The sequence below is a fragment of the Mesorhizobium sp. M7A.F.Ca.US.011.01.1.1 genome (genome assembly GCF_003998295.1).
Lineage (GTDB): Bacteria > Pseudomonadota > Alphaproteobacteria > Rhizobiales > Rhizobiaceae > Mesorhizobium.
This window is the reverse complement of sequence record NZ_RZRT01000006.1, coordinates 1-15677: the sequence shown is the minus strand read 5'-3', so window position 1 is coordinate 15677 and position 15677 is coordinate 1. Positions and strand designations below refer to the sequence as shown.

Sequence of the window (15677 nt, the reverse complement as noted above, 5' to 3'; positions counted from 1 at the left end):
TCTCAAAGATACGACCTCAGGAAGGAGCCCGACGAAACCTGGACGGTGTTTGACGTGTTCACTGGGCAGCCAGCAGACGCGTGGGGCGCTCCGGCGGAGTATCTTGACGAGGAGTATTCCCGCGATCTCGTCAGCGTTCTGAATCTTGTCGACCTGAAGCGAAGGGCCGCCCCAGGTAACCTCTAAGTACGACTGCCTAGGAGCGCCTGATAGCGTCGAAATTCCGCAAAGTCACCGTTCTGCGGGCGCCACCTGACATGGTGGAGAGGCTGAGCGGGCCGTGCTAAGGGCGAACCCGAAGCCTTAAAGGCGCTGGTCAATTCGCCGCCGCCATAGCTACCAGACCCGCATAACGTTGTTAATCCGGCAGCAGCATCTCCTCTTGGTCGGCCGCAGCCTCGAACAGTAGCCGGAAGTCACCAATCGGCATTTTGCCATCCATCGCAGACAGACATGCCTCCGCCGCCGACCGCCACTTTGGGCCACGGTTGGACCACTTCAATAGTTCCTCGGCGGCAGTGCCGATACGGCTGATCCCAAGGCGGAATCCCGGTCGGTCGGTTTTGACGTAGACAGGCGGGTTGAACCAACGATGGGGCATCAGGGTTCGCGCACGTCGAACGCGACGAATAGCTGCCAAATGGAGGCTGTATTGACGATCATTTCGACTAGTTGGCAGTCGGTTTCACGAAGGTCACGGCCGCGCTCGCGCACCAATGCAATGGTCGCCTTCACGGAAATTATGTCGCCCGGTAGATAGCCCAACAGGGCCTCGCGAACCAGCTCCTTGGCCGCTAGCTGCGCAGGCCAAACAGGTGCTTGAATGTCCATCCCATCCTCCCAGAGAGACAGAACCTCAATGACCCATTCTGTGGTGCACTTTCCGAAAAAGGCAAGGGCCGGAAACGTACAAAGCAGGTTCTGAAGGGCGCCAATCCCTTAGATCTGCGCCTTGCGCTTGAGGGCATTGCTGGGCGCTCTTGATCGTGCCAGCACACGTGCGGAGGGTCGGCATTTCGTATCTCCTAGCGGTTTGTTCGGCCCTGTGAGAGCCTGGGCCACTGGTCGGATTGAGGGTCGTGCCGGTGATCTGCCAAACATTTACCCGGACGGAGAATGCTCCCCTTCGAGATGTGTAATCCGAAAGATCGTCGGGTTACGGTCGCAAAGCGCGCCGCCAAACTGCGCCCACAAGCGTTCGCACTCTCTTGCCCTAGACTCGGGGTGCCCGGTTCGCCATAGAAGATCATGGCTCCGCGAACATCGTATCCAAGCACCGAAGCGTTGGCCACCAACTGAATGGCCATACCCAAGGTGATGGGACCGATTTTGGCCTCAGTTTTAGTGGAGAGGTCGACCACACCAAACACTTCCGCATTGACGCCTCTGCCAGCCAAAACGGCCGTCGAGATCGCATTATTCGCGGAAAGAAGCATTCGATTAGTCGCCCGTTGAAACGGCTCTACCAACTCTCAAAGGCAAGGTTTGCTCCCGATCACCCGACCTATCGCAGGTGGGGCGCCTTCGGCTGCAACAATCAACTGAATCAGGCGGCATCTCTCATTTCTGCGTCGTTGACGGGAAACTCCTGGAAAGACAGGCCACTCCGTCGAGCCCAATTCCGCTCAACATCGAGGAGTTCATTCTCACCAGTCAAGCCGTTCATAAACAGTCTGAGTACGTGTGCAGCTATGCGCTCACCGTCCTGCGAAGCAACACGTACACCGCGCTCTTTGCAGACCGTCCGACAAACATGGGCAAGCACCATAATATCGCTCGGCTCCAAAAACCGACCTGGATATAACATACCGTCCTCCCTGGGAAAGCTACATTGAGCTTCTGATTACATAGGGTCACCGGCAGCCACAATTAACTATGATAGTCGTTTACTCGACTCTGCAGAAATTTGAGCTGCCCACCAAAACGCATCGGGCATAGCGCCACTACGGCACCGAGGTACGGGCTATTCAGGACACGCGAGGTGCCTCCGAGCTTAGAATTTTAGGCAAGCTTCGCTTCTTCGCGTGAGAGATCCACCATAATCCGCAGGCAGTGCACTGTGAACTCTCCCCCGAAAGACCGATAGCAGCGGCGCAATTGTGTGGATCCGCGCTGTTTAGCCCATTCACTCGACGATGTTCAGGACGCTCGTTCTATGACAGCGACGCGCTTGGCCTCCCCTCATCGCTCCGCAAGCGGGGCGGGCGCCTTGATTAGTCATTTTTCTGGGAACCGTCGTTTCGCAGCGAAGTTCGGTACCGAAGGGACGTTCCGAGATGGAGTTGATCATGAAACAGGTTCTTTTCGCTTCAGCCATTATGGCACTGTCAACTGGCCTCGCCTTTGCGCAATCGACCACCACGACCACAGGCGGATCGTCGAGCTCGACAACCAAGACAATGCCGAGCACTACGACCGATCAGGGGACGGATTCGACCACCACGAGTGGAACGAACTCGAACTCCGCCAAGGACTGCGCTCCGGGTCAACAAACTGGTAGCGCCAAGCAGGCCGCGCCAGGTCAACAGGATACCGATGCTAACTCGGCTGCTCCTGGCCAGGTGAAGAAGACCACGGAAGGCTGCTGACCTGACCTGTCCCAGGTTGATGCATAGCGGTCGATTCTCAGGATGTCGCCGCATTGGAAAAACCCGTCGTGCTAGGCCGGCACGGCGGGTTGATAGCAGGACTATAGTCTTGCATTTCGCAGCGAAGGTCCAAGCTGTGCCAGTTGGTTCTCTGCTTGTCCAACGGCCGTTCCATTACATTAGTTAGTCGACATATATGTTATCGCCGCCTGCAAGCTGTGCCATGTTGGTTCACCCTAGTGGCACCTGTTTTGCATCGCCCGCGACAGCAGGGGAAAACCAACACCCCAGCGAGTCCCGTTATCCCTGGGACGGCCTGCCGCTGCCGTGAATGGGGCGGCGGGCTTTTTTCTTATTCGGTGAAACGAAAGGTCATGCCGTAAGTTGGCCTCCCAACGGAGGAGCCGATGAAAAAGGATGGCGATGGACGTGTGGACAAAGACAATCAGCAACTGCTTGCCCGACGTCTGTCTGAAGAAGTCGGCATTTCAGAGCCGGACGCGCGCGGTCTGATCAGGCTTATCGGCACCGACTGGAATTCGCTACTTCGGGAAGCTCGGTTTTTGAAGGAACGTCATTAGAAGTCCGCCGCCTATTGGGGCGCCGGCGGCGGACCTGTTAAGCGGCTACATCCTTGGGAATCGACCGCTCGTAGGGTTAATGTGCCACTTGGAGGCCAGTTCCATGTAATTGCACAGCGGCAAGAGCATGCGACTTCCGCTTTATCCGGCATAGGCCATCAGGCGTAATTGTAGCGACGCCATTGTCTAGTATCATATGGGGCCTGGTCATTAGGCCCACCCTCGTGCCCAGCATGGTCGGCACGGTCACTCACTCGATCCTTCGGCTGCTTGATCGTGCCGACTACTGCCGACGTCTGCTACTGCCGGTGGAAAGAGCCGGTTCCAAGGGCTGGTGCCCTGGCAATTCATGCCAAGCGACTTGGCGTAGGTCGCGCATGTCGACCTGCTGGCCGCACGTGGGGCAGGTGTAGAAATTCTCCCGCTCGTCGGCTGGCTCGCCGCCGTGCTGCCTGCCGGGGATGGGTGGTCCAAGGTCGGATAGCTTGGTCATCTACTGCCCAGCGCTTTTGCTTCTCGTTCTAGCGTCTCACGGTCGTTGCCGTGCTTTTTGATAAGTTCACGCACCTCGGGGATCGTAAGCTGAAACTTGCTGGCGAGATAACCGACCTCATATTCTTCGTCGCCTGATACCCGGTCGCGGTCGCGGAAATCACGCTTGCTCTTGTCGTCGGCCATTGGTGTTGCTCCTAGAGGTTGTTGATCCGCAACGCGCACCGGGTCGCATTGTTCATCCTTCTTGGAACTATTTTAGCTAAAGCTGATTGAATCGCGGGTGTGGGTCAGTTGATGCGTTTGAAGTTCATCAAGCCGATGGAGCCGGAGCTTGTCGATAACCCGCCAGAGGGTGACGACTGGATTCACGAGATAAAGTTCGACGGCTATCGCACGCAGATCATCAAGGACGAAGACGGCATCCGAGTGCTGACGAGGAGAGGGTACGACTGGACTGCACGCTACCAGATCCTTGCCGGCCAAGCCGCCGCGATTGAAGCCGACGACTTCATCATTGAGGGTGAAGCCATCGTGGTTGATGAGGCTGGACGCTCCGATTTCCATGCGCTGCAGTCGGCGGTCAGCAGCCGCGAGACCTATCAGGACTATTATCTCGTCGCCTTCGATTTGCTGCACCTAAACGGCCACGACCTCCGCAGCATGCCGCTCGAGGATCGGCGCGAGATCCTGCAGGGAATGATCGAGGCCGGCGGCCGCATCCAATTCAGCGAGGCGGTGCCCGGCACGGGCGACGCGGTTTACTACCTTGCCGACCAGACTGGACAAGAAGGCATCGTCTCGAAGCGCCGGGACAGTCTCTATCGCAGCGGCCCGACGATGAACTGGCGCAAAATCAAGTGCTACGATGAAAAGGAGATGGACATCATCGGCGTTCAGCGTGATCCGGGCCAGGCGGCAAGGGTTCTTATGGCTGACAACGGCCGCTATCTCGGCACCGCCAACGTCAATTTTAAGTTCGACAAACGCAAGCGCCTCTGGGACCGCGTGCAGGGCAAGGTGGGCGGCCCTGTGCCGAAAGGCCTGAAGAGAGACAAGGCGGAATGGCTGAAGCCGGGTCTTGTCGGCCGCGTGAAGTTCCTGAAAGGTGAGGAGCAACTACGCCACGCGAAGCTGCTCGATTACCGGGAGGAAGAATAATGGCGGTCGCCAAGAAAGATCAGGAGCGCATCACCTATGCCTGGATGTATGGCGCCCAAGCGCGCAAGGACGGTAAGGAGCGCTCAGTGCCGGAGTATTGGGAAGAACAGGCCGACGCTTGGCTGCAGGGTTTTGATGACCTTCCTTTGGCCGACGCCGGCAAGGTCAAGCCTGTCAGTGATCAGATGGAAGCGGAAGTTGATGAGGCCGGCGCCAGCGAGCGTTAGAGCGGCTTGCCGGCGCGCAACATGGCCCGCGCAATCGCGAGCTGCGTTTCCGTCCTGGCGTTCTCTTTCTGCGTCATGTTGTCGGCGGCAATGAGCCGCTTCAGCGACCTCAGAACCTCGCCCCGCGTCCATCCCGCCTCAATCATGCAATCGACAATCGCCTGAAATCCGGGCTCCATTGCCTCCTGGCAGTCAATTGCCCGGTCCTGATATTCGTCCTGTCTCCTGGGTGGATTGATCATGCGCTGCATTCTCAGTTGGCGGGGCCTTTGGGCATCGTCTCGGACGTAGTTCCGTCGAGAAGATCGAGAAACGAGTGCATCGCCTTCACCATCATCCGCGCACCGTTTTCGTTTAATGTGAAGGATCGCTTCCCCTCATCAGTCAACAGCCCGACCAGGCAGACCTTGGGATTGTCGCGGTCGTCGATATCGATTGTGACGCCCGATACCCCTGGCAGCATCACGTCCTTTTGCTTCTTAGGCATCACTACGACAGCCTTGACTCGTTCTCACTCTGTTCCCATTTTGGGCAGGCCTCGATCCTTGTCAATGAGACGACCCTAAAATGTGTGGACGCGTTTTCGTAAAATCGACAATCCCGGACATGGTGCGGCGCTTCGAGTTCGCGCACCCCGGCGACATCGAGCGCTTGGGCAACGGGTTCCCGATCTGGAACGGTGCGCCCAGCCTGACCTATCCAATCATTATCCGCGAAGAGCTTTCCACGAGCATGGCCGGTTTCGTTTCTGCGAAGTGGGGACTTGTTCCCGGCTGGGCGCGCGATGGCGGCGGCCGTCCGCCGCCTGTCAATGCGCGCTACGAGACCATTGCCAGCAATGGCATGTTCCGAAAGGCATATGCCGCGCGCCGCTGCCTGGTGCCTGTCGACGGCTATTTCGAATGGCAAAAGCTCGACCCTTCGGGCAAGAAAAAACAGGCTTACGCTATCGCCATGAAGGATGACGATCCTTTTGCCATGGCTGGAATCTGGGAAGAATATGCCGACAAGGCGACCGGCGAGTTGATCCGGACCTTCGCTGTCGCCACCTGCGAGCCAAATACGTTGATGGCGACGATCCATGATCGCATGCCGGTTATTCTGGCGCCGGCCGATTACATGCGCTGGCTCGGGCCGGAAACAGATCCTCGCGACCTCATGAAGCCCTATCCATCCGACCTCATGAAGATGTGGCCGATCGACAGCAAGGTCGGGAAACCAAGCAACAACACGCCCGACATCATCGACGAGATCGGTTTGGGGCCGACCGATTTGTTCGACGTCTAGAGATACTGATCGCCGTCGCCGCGGTGCTCATAGCAGAACCAATGTGATTCCCTGCGCGGCCGGGCAAAGCCCCAGCCGGCGACCTTGCCACAACCGTTACGCTCACATGTGTGGCCAAGCACCTTCACGTGGTCGCGCTGTGCCGGCGTCATGCCTTCGGCTAGTCTCGCTGGTTCGTCGCTCATGGCAGAAAGATTCCACAGTCAGACTTGACGGGCAAGGAAAATGTTCCTTTTCTGTTCTCATGGCACACGAACCGATCGACACGCTGGGCAAAGCGACCCGGCACAACATGCTTGTGAAAGCGGAATGCAGCTGCGGCAATGTCCGCTACTGCCGATCGGCCGACCTGATGATGGTCTACGGCGGCGGCGTCGATCCGCAGACGCTGAAGTTCAATTGCAGCCGGTGCCAACCTCAGATCAAGATCACGCTGCTGGAGGTGCATCCAGAGCACTTGCCGAAGCGTCTGCTGATCCACAAACCGATGAAGATCGACGGCAAGATCACCTGGCATACCGAGCGCTTCAAAGGATGACGAAGACCCTCGCCGATACGTTGGCCGCGCGCGAATGCCTCTATGTAAATTGCGGGCATGCTATGTGCTGCAAGTCCATCAAGCTCGACATCCATGCGCTGATAGATCGCCTCGGGCCAGATCACGGATCGATGCACTGGGACCTGGTCGGGCTTTTTGGCTGCTCGGATTGCAAGGCTGCGGGTCGCGACCATCGACCGGTGTTCTTCACATGTATTCCCGATTACGAGGGTCAGCAACGGAAGCGCAATCGCGAATGGGAGCCGACTTTCGATGGTGAGTAACAGGTAGCCGCGCGGCAGGGCATGGGAGCATACCGGCAGCATTTGGAGTTGTTGGGCTGTGCGGCGCTGGCCAAGCAGACATCAGGTCCGCCGCCTAACACACACATGGCCATTCTTCCAGGCGCAGTTAAGGTGTGGTCCCGGAAGCCAAGGCCTGTGTGTGCGTCCGTCGGCCATTCCCTACGGTTGGGTAGAGTCATTGTGCTTGGCAATTTTCTCCAAGAGCTTACGTGAGGCTTCGAGGATAAGGCGTGTTACGGCGACTCGTCGGCAGGCTAGCCGCCGTGCTGGTCGGATAGCTTCGTCATGGCTATTTAGTGGTTTACGTCCGGCATGCGATGGCTTTAACGAGCCGGACGTATTCGGCCTCCGGCTTGCCGTAGGTGCCATTTGAGCAGGCCGCAAGGCCGCTGCGGTCCCTAATACGCACTTCGCCCCGCCGAGAATAGATGAGCCCGCGTCCTTCCAGCATTTGAAGCCCAACGGTAACTCCTGGCCGTCTTGCTCCAAGCATGACGGCGAGAAACTCATGGGTGATCGCAAGGCGTTCGCCGTGGATCCGATCGTCACACATCAGAAGCCAACGCGCCAAACGCTCTTCAAGGTTTGATTTGGCGTTGATCAGGGCCGTATAGCTGGTCTGAATGTGGAAGTAGTGGACATAGCGTAACAGGAACAGGCGCAATGTTGGGCTGTTCGCAAGAGCATCCTTGAAGGGCTCGGTTCCGATCCGGAAAGCGCTACCGGGCGACTGAACGTAACATTCATGCGGGGCATAGTCAGCGCCCATCACGAGCGCGGCACCGGTCATTCCCTCAAAACCGACAAGTCCAACCTCGGCCTCCTTGCCTGAAGCCGTCGCGACCACAGAAGCGATGCCGTCCTCCAGGAAGTAAACCGTCTCGATCTCTGAATCGGCTTTCTCTAAGGTCATCTTCAGCTTGAGGGCACACGGCTCAAGATGTGGCTGCAAAAGCGCCAGGTCACCAGGGTTAAGCCGACGCAGCAATTCGTTTTTATAGGAATCGTTCTGTGGATTGGTCATAGCTCAATCCCACTTGGGGCAAGAGCTTTCCAATCTCCTTGCCGTCCGCGCCCGTAAACACGTGCAGACGATTTGGCGAACTTACGCCCTCTGGCGCGCGATTGACAGTGAAATGCAAACTGATGCACGGCGTCCCCTCAGCCGCGGAATTACAAAACAGGGTGTACAAATTTAAAGGGTTGGAATCGTACAGAACTCTGCTTCGTACGAATCCAACAATTTGCGATAGCGGCCAACGAGCCGGCTTGATGTGCACCGGGAAGGAAGCAACTCTGGGGCGGCCTCGGTTTTGGCGGCACGATCAACTGGGCCGACGACAGGTTCTCGGCTTTCGGCGAAGCCATCGCCCGGACGGGCCTCAAAGACTTCGGTGACAGTCATGTACTGACCGGCTCGCTCGGCTTGCGCGTCAAGTGGTGAGTTGCTTGGCTCTTACAAGCTGATGTAGATCATCGTTGAGCGTCGGCTGTTTGGAGTTGCAGAACTGAAGCTGCCATTCAGCTTCCGGCCCCAATGCTGCCGAGGAGCAATGCGCCTCTGAGGTGACCAGGAGTGAAGAAGCTATGCCAAACCCGCACGACGGGCGCCTTCTCTGATTGCAGCAGTGGCGACAGGATTGGTAACCGGATAGGTTCTGATGAACACCTCAGCCGTGAAATTCGGGAACTCGTCCTTCAGTCGCGAATTGATCCTGGCGACCTGAGGCGTTTCATTGAGCATCGCATGAGCCATTGCCACAAACAGAAGTGTGGCGGGCGAATCTGGCGCAGATTGACGTAGCGCGACCAGGGATTCACGGTAAAAGCCTAGAACGTAGCTGCATCGCGCAAGCATTCCATAATACCAAGGAACATAAGGATTTAGCCGGACCGCTCGCTTGGCCAGTTCGTAGCCACGCTTCGGGTCGCTACCAACAAGAGCAAGGCTACCCGCAAGAAAGGCAAGTGAGTCCGCGTCATTTGGAGCAGCCACCGACACTCGGTCATGTTCTTCGACAGCAGCTTCGACATCGCCCTGCAATGCCCGAAGATCGGCAAGCATTATGCGGGCGTAAATGTCGGCCGGATCGAGCGCCAGCGCTTGCTTGACACATTTGCTCCAGCTCTCGATCGAGCCGGAAAGGTTGTCGGTAAACCCGTTGATGGCTTCCACAGCATGCGCAAGTGCCAGCGCGGTCCAAGCTCTTGCTAGACCCGGGTCGAGTTCGATCGCACGCGCCAGTAGCCGTATCGCCTCCTTGTTCGACTCACGGGTGAAAAGGTGCTTCTGCTCAAGCCCAAGCAGATAGCAGTCATAGGCCTGCAAACTTGCTGGAGCCTTCCGACGAGCAGCATCGCGTCGCAGATTGGCGAGCTGACCGTGGCAAGTTGCAAGGACATTGATGACGTTTTCGGTCACGCTGTCCAGCATCGCAAACAGGTTGTTCGCGGAACGATCGTAACGCATCGTCCAGACATCGACCCCTGTGTGGGCGTCGACGAGTTGGACGCGGATGCGCACCCGCTGCCCGTCCACTTGAAAACTTCCCTCGATCACATAGTCGGCATTCAACTCTCGTCCGAGAGCTCGCACGTCAACACGCCGTCCCTTGTAGGAAAGCATTGTTTGGCGGGCGATCACCGCAAGGTCCCGGTAGCGAGAGAGATCAACTATGAGGTCCGCCGACAAACCATCAGCGATACGAGTCCAGCGTTCTTCTCCGCTTAGATTGTCGAACGGGAGAACTGCGAGGACCGGCGGACCCGGCTCGTCGGTCGAAAGACTTCCGGGTGGTGCATGGCTGCGGTCCTGCTGGCGGTGATCGGCAAGTAACCCAGCAAGCGCCACTTTACTGCGAACATCGAGCTTCCGATAAATGGCCGAAAGATGGGTCCGAACGGTGGTAGGCGCTATGAAGAGTGTTTCGCCAATTTCGCGATAAGTCATTCCCTCCGCAAACTTTGCCGCGACCATCAACTCCCGATCCGATAAGCCGGCGAGAGGATTGCCTACGGGGCGAAGCATCGTTCCATTTTCCTTGCTGCCGACCTGTGGCCAGAACCCGATGGCCTTACATCAGGATGAAAATACTACAGATGCGATATCGAAAACACTGCATTTGCACGATTCCATGCGACGGGTCAGCATCCTAGTCTCTGCAGGTGGGCAGGTTAGGTTGCTTGGCAGGCCTGGTCGATTTAGAACACGGAGGGCTCCATGACAAAGTTGCCTGTCTTGACCGTACTACTGGTGCTTTTGGTGTCGGCGGGGCCATGCTTGTCCGAAGGTACCCAAACCGACAGCAAACTGACTTCGGAAGAAACGGTGAAAGCTGCCAGCGCTGAACTGTATTCCGACATTCTCGTGCGAGCATGCAGGAACGGATGGCGGTATCCGCGCAGCTACATTGAAAACGGATTCAGGCGCCACCTGGCGGAGCTGAAACTGCAGCTTGTCGATCAGGGTTACACTGTCGTACCCGACATGACCGCGAATGATCCGCAGGTCCAAAGAACGATATCGAGGACCAAACGCCGTCTGGTTGGCTCGCGCCAATTCAGCTGTTCCCACCCATACTGGCGCGATGAATGACTCCAACGCGACGGTGTGCAATCTGATAGCCTGATTTCCGGCGGTTCTCCCCAGGTTGGAAGGATGGCGTTGACGAATGGCAGGTTGTTATTCCGGGAGGAGTGACACTCCTCCTGGGGCTGTAAACAACTTCATGGAATGACCGCTCTTCGGCTGCGTGGCTCCGCAAGCTGCCGATCCGCTCCCGGCCCAAAAGCCGAGCTAGCCTCAGTTGGCCCTTAGTAGGCGAGTGATAGCCCAATTTTCCTGCAACGAAGACCCGCTAGGCCCGCTGACCGACGAAGAAAGTGCGATTTCTCCTGTCGTTGATCTCCCTTGCAGCCGGCTGGCCCAGGATTGCCGGTGCAAGCAGTCGAACATGCTATTTCGCTAAAACCTGGAACCTATTGGTGCACTGAGCCTTGAGTCGCGGTTCGGAGGGTGCATGAGTAAGGCAGCAAACGGGCTCTCTTTCGTCGAGTTTCAGTCGCCGACTCTGGTCGCAACGGCGCCCGAGGGCAGCGAATGGATTCACGAGATCAAGTACGATGGCTACCGCACTGAGCTGATCATGCAGCGTGGCAAAGCACGGGCCTTCACGCGCCGTGGCTACGACTGGTCGCATCGATACCGCCGGATAGTTGAAGCAGCGGCGGGCTTGCCGGTGAGGACCGCGATCATCGATGGGGAGGCTGTCGTTCTCGGCGACACCGGCCTTCCGGATTACCAAGCCCTGGAAAGAGAGTTGGGCAATCCAGATTCCGCGAGACTCATCTTTTATGCGTTCGACCTGCTGCACCTTAACGGTCGCGATCTTCGGCAACTGCCATTGGTGAAGCGCAAGGCAGCCCTGGAGAGGCTACTGGAGAACACCGCGCCGACACTGACCTATGCCGAACATCTGGAGGTAAGCGGCAAGGATGTGTTTCAACATGCCTGCCGGATGGGGTTGGAGGGGATCGTATCCAAGCGCGTCGATGCGACCTACGGCTCGGGGGTTCAGACCAGTTGGTTGAAGGTAAAGTGCATCAAGAGCGACACCTTCCCTATCGTGGCTTTCGTAGAGAAACTCGGTGCTCACCCGCGCCGCATTGCATCGCTTTATATCGGGCGCCGCGAGGGCAACCGACTGCTCTATGCCGGGAAGGCTCGCAGCGGGTACACCTTGAGCGCTGCGAAACTTGTGCGAGAGCGGCTTGACCCGCTGATCATCAGCAAGTCGCCTTTGTCAGAGCCGATTGTGAAGCCGAAAGCGACTTGGGTGAAACCACACGTGCTGGCCGAGGTCCAGTTCAGCGGCGTCACCGATCGCGGGGTGCTGCGCGAGGCGGTGTTCAAGGGTTTGCGCGAAGACCTCGTGCCAATCCCGGCCAAGCCTCAAGCGCCATCAAAGCGACGCGGGCCAACCCGGAAACATGGCGTTCCCAGTGAAAACATCCTGCAACTGCTGCCAGACGCTGTCTCGCCCTCCAAGGACGAGCTTGCGCGTTACTGGGAGAGGGTTGCGGATCATGCCCTGGTTCATCTCGGCCACAGACCGCTGAAGCTGGTCCGCCATGCTCATGGCGCGACCTTCTATCACAAAGGCGCACTGCCGCAGATCCCGGCGGCAGTGCATCAATTGCGGCTGCAGAAGCGCGAGGGTGGCGAAGGTGTGCGCGTGTGGGTGGACGACCTTGCCGGTTTGCTGGGACTGGTCGAGATGGATGCGGTAGAGCTGCATCCCTGGAACGCCACCGTCGACGATATCGAACATGCCGACCGTATTGTTCTGGACCTTGACCCCGGCGAGGGCGTGGAGTGGGAGCAAGTCATCGAGGCCGCACTGGCGCTCCGCGACATCCTGGAAGCGGAAGGGCTGGAGAGCTGGCCGAAGGTTACTGGCGGCAAAGGCATTCACCTGATGGTCCCGCTGGAGAGCAAGATCACGCACGACAGCGGCCGCCTCTTGGCCAGGTCCTTCGCCAATCGGCTCGCTGAAGCGCATCCGGACCGCTATCTACTTTCGGCCTCGCCGTCGGCTCGAACAGGCCGCATCTTCATTGATTACCTCCGCAATGGTCGGGGCAGCACTGCGGTGGGCGCCTTCTCGCCACGGGCGCGCCGCGGTTTTCCAATCGCCCATCCGGTGACCTGGAGCCAGGTTGAGGCAGCCATCCGTCCAGATGCCTTCACGATCGACCGTCCGTTCAGGGCGGCCCTCAGAAAAGCTGCGTGAGCGCAAACGCCGGAAATGAAGAGTGCTCGCCGGAGACATCCCGAATGAGATCACGTCGTGTCTTTGCCGGACCGGCCGAGTTCTATCCAGGCTGGCGCATGATCACTCGGCTTTTCCCAACCGCGCACGTCAGCGTCAACGCCGGCGTCACACAACCTGTCCGAAAGGGATGGGCTGACCAGAAGATGATCCATCCTCAGGCCGGAACTTCGATCATAGCGACCCTGGTAGGAGAAGTTCCAATAGGTGTAGACGCCTTTCTCCGGGTGGATGCGGCGGACGCCATCGGTCCAGCCGCCATCAAGCATTTCGGCATAGGCTTGCCGGCTCTCCGGAAAGTAGACTGCATCGCCTAACCAACGTTGCGGCACCACGGCATCGATCGGGGTGGGCACGACATTGTAGTCGCCGCAGAGAATGCTTGGGACGCCTTCCCTGAGCAGCAGCTTGCCGTAGCTGATCAGGCGGTCGAACCAGCGCAGCTTATACTCGAATTTCGGGCCAGGAGCGGGATTGCCGTTGGGCAGGTAGAGGCAGCCGACGACGATCCCATCCACCTCAGCCTCAATATATCGGCTGTGCGTGTCGTCAGGATCGCCCGGGAGCCCACGACGGCGCTCCAACGGCTCTTTTCCACGAGCGAGTATGGCTACGCCGTTGTAGGACTTTTGCCCGTGCCAGATTGCGCCGTAGCCGGCGTCCCTGATGGCTTCGGCGGGGAATTTCTCATCCGAGGTCTTCAATTCCTGAAGGCACACGACGTCATAGTCGGTCTGACCCAGCCACTTGATGAGCACAGGCAGGCGGCCGTTCACACCGTTGACGTTGAATGTTGCGATGCGGGTCATCAGGAGCTCTCTCCAAAACTCTTCACGCGGTATCAAGGTGAATGGCTCAGCAGTTGATCCCTCACTACGCTGCACAGGAAGACCGCATGCCGTCGGACCCTCTGCCATCAGATTTCGACATCGTTGATCCTCTCGGCTCCTTTTAACCGCCGAGCGTGGGGAAAGTTCAAGATGACAGCGATAGGATGAGTCCGGCCGAACTCGAGCGAAACTCTCAGGCAGGTGCGATGCGGCCCTCGACTGACTGAATGTCTGAAATGCGCCTCGAAGCCGACATCAAGAGTCGGCGTGCCGAACGTCCTGTCTGGCAGAGAGCGAACAGGCAGCTTACGGTATGATGATCCTCAGACGGGGCCGTTCGCGGCCCCTAAACTCGCGTTGAAAATCCTTGGCGCGCCATTGCAGTAGTGATGTCACCGCCTCCCGCAGTTTCATTGGTGGCGCAATCGTAAGGCCAAACGTCCAAAGAACTGCGCCTTGGGCAAATAGCCAAGGTCACTTATCAAAACTGATGGTTATGATAAATTCGCTCTCTCTGGGCGGAGTTTGGCATGAAGCGTCGACTGATTTTTGCAGTGTGCATGCTGATAAGTCAGGTGGCGGTCGGAAACGCCCAGACGGTTGAGACGGCGGTAGCACGCGCCCAGACGACTTCCGACAACAATATCATCCAGATATGCCGCTCTTTCCAAGGACTACACCACCCTTATAGCAGCTGTGAAAGCGGCCGGGCTGGTTGAGACGTTGGAGGGTAAAGGCCCGTTCACTGTTCTCGCGCCGACAGACGCCGCATTTGCAAGATTGCAGCAAGATGCAGTGCAGGTTCTTCTTGCGCCCGAAGCTAAAAACGAACTCTCCAAAATCCTAAAGTGTCATGTGATTTCCGGAGATCTGAGTACCGACGCGATCCTCGCTGAGATAGCCGCGAACAACGGAGCCTACTCGGTCGACACAATCGGGGGATGCTCTCTCACTTTTCGGGCGGCAGGAAGCAATATTTCTGTAACGGACCAATTTGGCGACATTGCCAGTCTCGTTGCCAGCGACGTGAAACAGACGAACGGCTTGGTCTACGCGGTCGACAAAGTACTTTCGCCCGGCGCTCCAGACACCTCTCACGAAATTCACGCCTCTAGGATCTTTGCCGGACCGAACGAATATCCACCCACTAATTTCGCGGCTTATGGGATTCTGGCATTCAAATCGAAAGTTACCATCTACGACCAGGAACGGCAAAAGATGCTGTGCGAGGCGTTTGTGAATGCCGTCCTGCCGTCGTCGTCGCTCGTCGTCCCTACAGCGGCCCAAATGGTAACGGTATGGCCGATGGACAGCGCCGAGCATGCAAAGGCCGCAACCAAGGCGAACATAACCAGGACCTGCGACGAAGCCCTTCAGGATTATGGACTGGCTGTTTCGCAAAAGGCAGTCCGCGATGCAGTTGCAAGCGGCGTTGCTGTCGACGGCGACGGGCCTTTTCTGATTGCGTGGGCACCGCCGACGCAAATCGGAAAGCCTGGTGCTGTGGTTCTTAAAGCCGACCTTTCAACAGTGACCGAATACAAGATGGCAAGTGACATCATGCACCGGTGGGTAGTGGAAATTGAAAACAGGCCCGAGCTTTGGAGATCGGGAACGTTCGATAGAAGCTTGATCGCAACAGCTCGCGAGTGGGCGGATCACTACGGGTCCCTGATCTTTTCAGTCGTCGGTGTAAAGTGACGCCCTTCCTAGGTCGTGAACTCATAAATGCTGGATGATTGAGACGCTGGAAAGCAATCACCCGTCGGCCTACAATCTGACTATGCCGTTCGCCCGCAAATTAATTCTTCATGTTCCGGTATCGGATGAGACCTTG

At 57.7% G+C, this 15677-nt stretch carries 19 protein-coding genes; 10 read left to right on the top strand and 9 right to left on the bottom strand.

Annotation, left to right across the window (positions count from 1 at the left end; translation table 11 throughout):
• Positions 1–358: 358 nt before the first annotated feature.
• Both EOA13_RS10030 and EOA13_RS10025 read right to left on the bottom strand, forming a co-directional pair.
• Positions 359–601: a DUF982 domain-containing protein gene (locus EOA13_RS10030; protein WP_023809609.1), complete on the bottom strand. Its 243-nt coding sequence runs from the start codon at positions 599–601 to the stop codon at positions 359–361.
• Positions 601–831 carry a hypothetical protein gene (locus tag EOA13_RS10025; protein WP_023809610.1) on the bottom strand — a complete coding sequence of 77 codons (231 nt, stop codon included), beginning with the start codon at positions 829–831 and terminating at the stop codon, positions 601–603. The genes EOA13_RS10030 and EOA13_RS10025 overlap by 1 nt, the downstream gene beginning before the upstream one ends.
• A 1457-nt stretch (positions 832–2288) precedes the next feature.
• Between EOA13_RS10025 and EOA13_RS10010 the strand changes: the two genes are divergently transcribed.
• Together EOA13_RS10010 and EOA13_RS10005 are read left to right on the top strand one after the other, a co-directional pair.
• Positions 2289–2588 (top strand): hypothetical protein, encoded by a 300-nt coding sequence (locus EOA13_RS10010; protein WP_127291957.1) that lies wholly within the window; start codon positions 2289–2291, stop codon positions 2586–2588.
• Between the two features lie 407 nt (positions 2589–2995).
• Positions 2996–3169, top strand: coding sequence for a hypothetical protein (locus EOA13_RS10005; protein WP_127291955.1), 174 nt, complete (start codon positions 2996–2998; stop codon positions 3167–3169).
• Positions 3170–3658: 489 nt separating this feature from the next.
• Here the strand turns inward: EOA13_RS10005 and EOA13_RS09995 are convergent, their stop codons facing one another.
• Positions 3659–3847 carry a DUF3606 domain-containing protein gene (locus tag EOA13_RS09995; RefSeq protein WP_023809615.1) on the bottom strand — a complete coding sequence of 63 codons (189 nt, stop codon included), beginning with the start codon at positions 3845–3847 and terminating at the stop codon, positions 3659–3661.
• Between the two features lie 111 nt (positions 3848–3958).
• On the opposite strand from EOA13_RS09995, the gene EOA13_RS09990 reads away from it, so the two are divergent.
• Together EOA13_RS09990 and EOA13_RS09985 are read left to right on the top strand one after the other, a co-directional pair.
• Positions 3959–4822: an RNA ligase family protein gene (locus EOA13_RS09990; protein WP_127291952.1), complete on the top strand. Its 864-nt coding sequence runs from the start codon at positions 3959–3961 to the stop codon at positions 4820–4822.
• Positions 4822–5049: a hypothetical protein gene (locus EOA13_RS09985; protein WP_127291949.1), complete on the top strand. Its 228-nt coding sequence runs from the start codon at positions 4822–4824 to the stop codon at positions 5047–5049. The genes EOA13_RS09990 and EOA13_RS09985 overlap by 1 nt, the downstream gene beginning before the upstream one ends.
• Here the strand turns inward: EOA13_RS09985 and EOA13_RS09980 are convergent.
• Together EOA13_RS09980 and EOA13_RS09975 are read right to left on the bottom strand one after the other, a co-directional pair.
• Complete coding sequence (locus EOA13_RS09980; protein WP_127291946.1) at positions 5046–5291, bottom strand: hypothetical protein; 246 nt, start codon at positions 5289–5291, stop codon at positions 5046–5048. The two genes, EOA13_RS09985 and EOA13_RS09980, sit on opposite strands and share 4 nt — an antisense overlap.
• An 11-nt stretch (positions 5292–5302) precedes the next feature.
• Positions 5303–5536, bottom strand: a complete 234-nt coding sequence (locus tag EOA13_RS09975; RefSeq protein ID WP_023809618.1) for a hypothetical protein — start codon at positions 5534–5536, stop codon at positions 5303–5305.
• A gap of 80 nt (positions 5537–5616) precedes the next feature.
• On the opposite strand from EOA13_RS09975, the gene EOA13_RS09970 reads away from it, so the two are divergent.
• Positions 5617–6336, top strand: a complete 720-nt coding sequence (locus tag EOA13_RS09970) for an SOS response-associated peptidase (RefSeq protein ID WP_127291943.1) — start codon at positions 5617–5619, stop codon at positions 6334–6336.
• On the opposite strand, the gene EOA13_RS09965 is transcribed toward EOA13_RS09970, so the two are convergent.
• On the bottom strand, positions 6333–6521 hold the full coding sequence (locus EOA13_RS09965; protein WP_023809620.1) for a hypothetical protein: 189 nt from the start codon (positions 6519–6521) through the stop codon (positions 6333–6335). The genes EOA13_RS09970 and EOA13_RS09965 overlap by 4 nt on opposite strands.
• 167 nt (positions 6522–6688) lie before the next feature.
• Here EOA13_RS09965 and EOA13_RS38605 point away from each other — a divergent pair, with 167 nt between their 5' ends.
• Complete coding sequence (locus tag EOA13_RS38605) at positions 6689–6874, top strand: hypothetical protein (protein WP_245273113.1); 186 nt, start codon at positions 6689–6691, stop codon at positions 6872–6874.
• Positions 6871–7158 carry a hypothetical protein gene (locus EOA13_RS09955; RefSeq protein ID WP_023809622.1) on the top strand — a complete coding sequence of 96 codons (288 nt, stop codon included), beginning with the start codon at positions 6871–6873 and terminating at the stop codon, positions 7156–7158. Before EOA13_RS38605 ends, EOA13_RS09955 begins: the two co-directional genes overlap by 4 nt.
• A 322-nt stretch (positions 7159–7480) precedes the next feature.
• Here EOA13_RS09955 and EOA13_RS09950 read toward each other — a convergent pair whose 3' ends face one another.
• Both EOA13_RS09950 and EOA13_RS09945 read right to left on the bottom strand, forming a co-directional pair.
• The gene (locus EOA13_RS09950) at positions 7481–8203 is read right to left on the bottom strand and encodes a Crp/Fnr family transcriptional regulator (RefSeq protein ID WP_127291940.1); all 723 of its coding nucleotides are present in this window, start codon (positions 8201–8203) and stop codon (positions 7481–7483) included.
• Positions 8204–8764: 561 nt separating this feature from the next.
• Complete coding sequence (locus tag EOA13_RS09945; protein ID WP_031212654.1) at positions 8765–10207, bottom strand: LuxR C-terminal-related transcriptional regulator; 1443 nt, start codon at positions 10205–10207, stop codon at positions 8765–8767.
• 192 nt (positions 10208–10399) lie between these two features.
• On the opposite strand from EOA13_RS09945, the gene EOA13_RS09940 reads away from it, so the two are divergent.
• Positions 10400–10774, top strand: a complete 375-nt coding sequence (locus tag EOA13_RS09940) for a hypothetical protein (protein WP_031212655.1) — start codon at positions 10400–10402, stop codon at positions 10772–10774.
• Between the two features lie 424 nt (positions 10775–11198).
• Positions 11199–12971 carry a DNA ligase D gene (gene ligD / locus EOA13_RS09935; protein WP_023809626.1) on the top strand — a complete coding sequence of 591 codons (1773 nt, stop codon included), beginning with the start codon at positions 11199–11201 and terminating at the stop codon, positions 12969–12971.
• A 50-nt stretch (positions 12972–13021) separates the two neighbouring features.
• Here ligD and xth read toward each other — a convergent pair whose 3' ends face one another.
• Positions 13022–13819, bottom strand: coding sequence for an exodeoxyribonuclease III (gene xth / locus EOA13_RS09930; RefSeq protein ID WP_023809627.1), 798 nt, complete (start codon positions 13817–13819; stop codon positions 13022–13024).
• A 663-nt stretch (positions 13820–14482) separates the two neighbouring features.
• Here xth and EOA13_RS09925 point away from each other — a divergent pair.
• A complete protein-coding gene (locus tag EOA13_RS09925) occupies positions 14483–15541 on the top strand; it encodes a fasciclin domain-containing protein (RefSeq protein WP_127291938.1) in 1059 nt (352 codons plus the stop codon).
• The last annotated feature ends 136 nt before the right edge of the window (positions 15542–15677 follow it).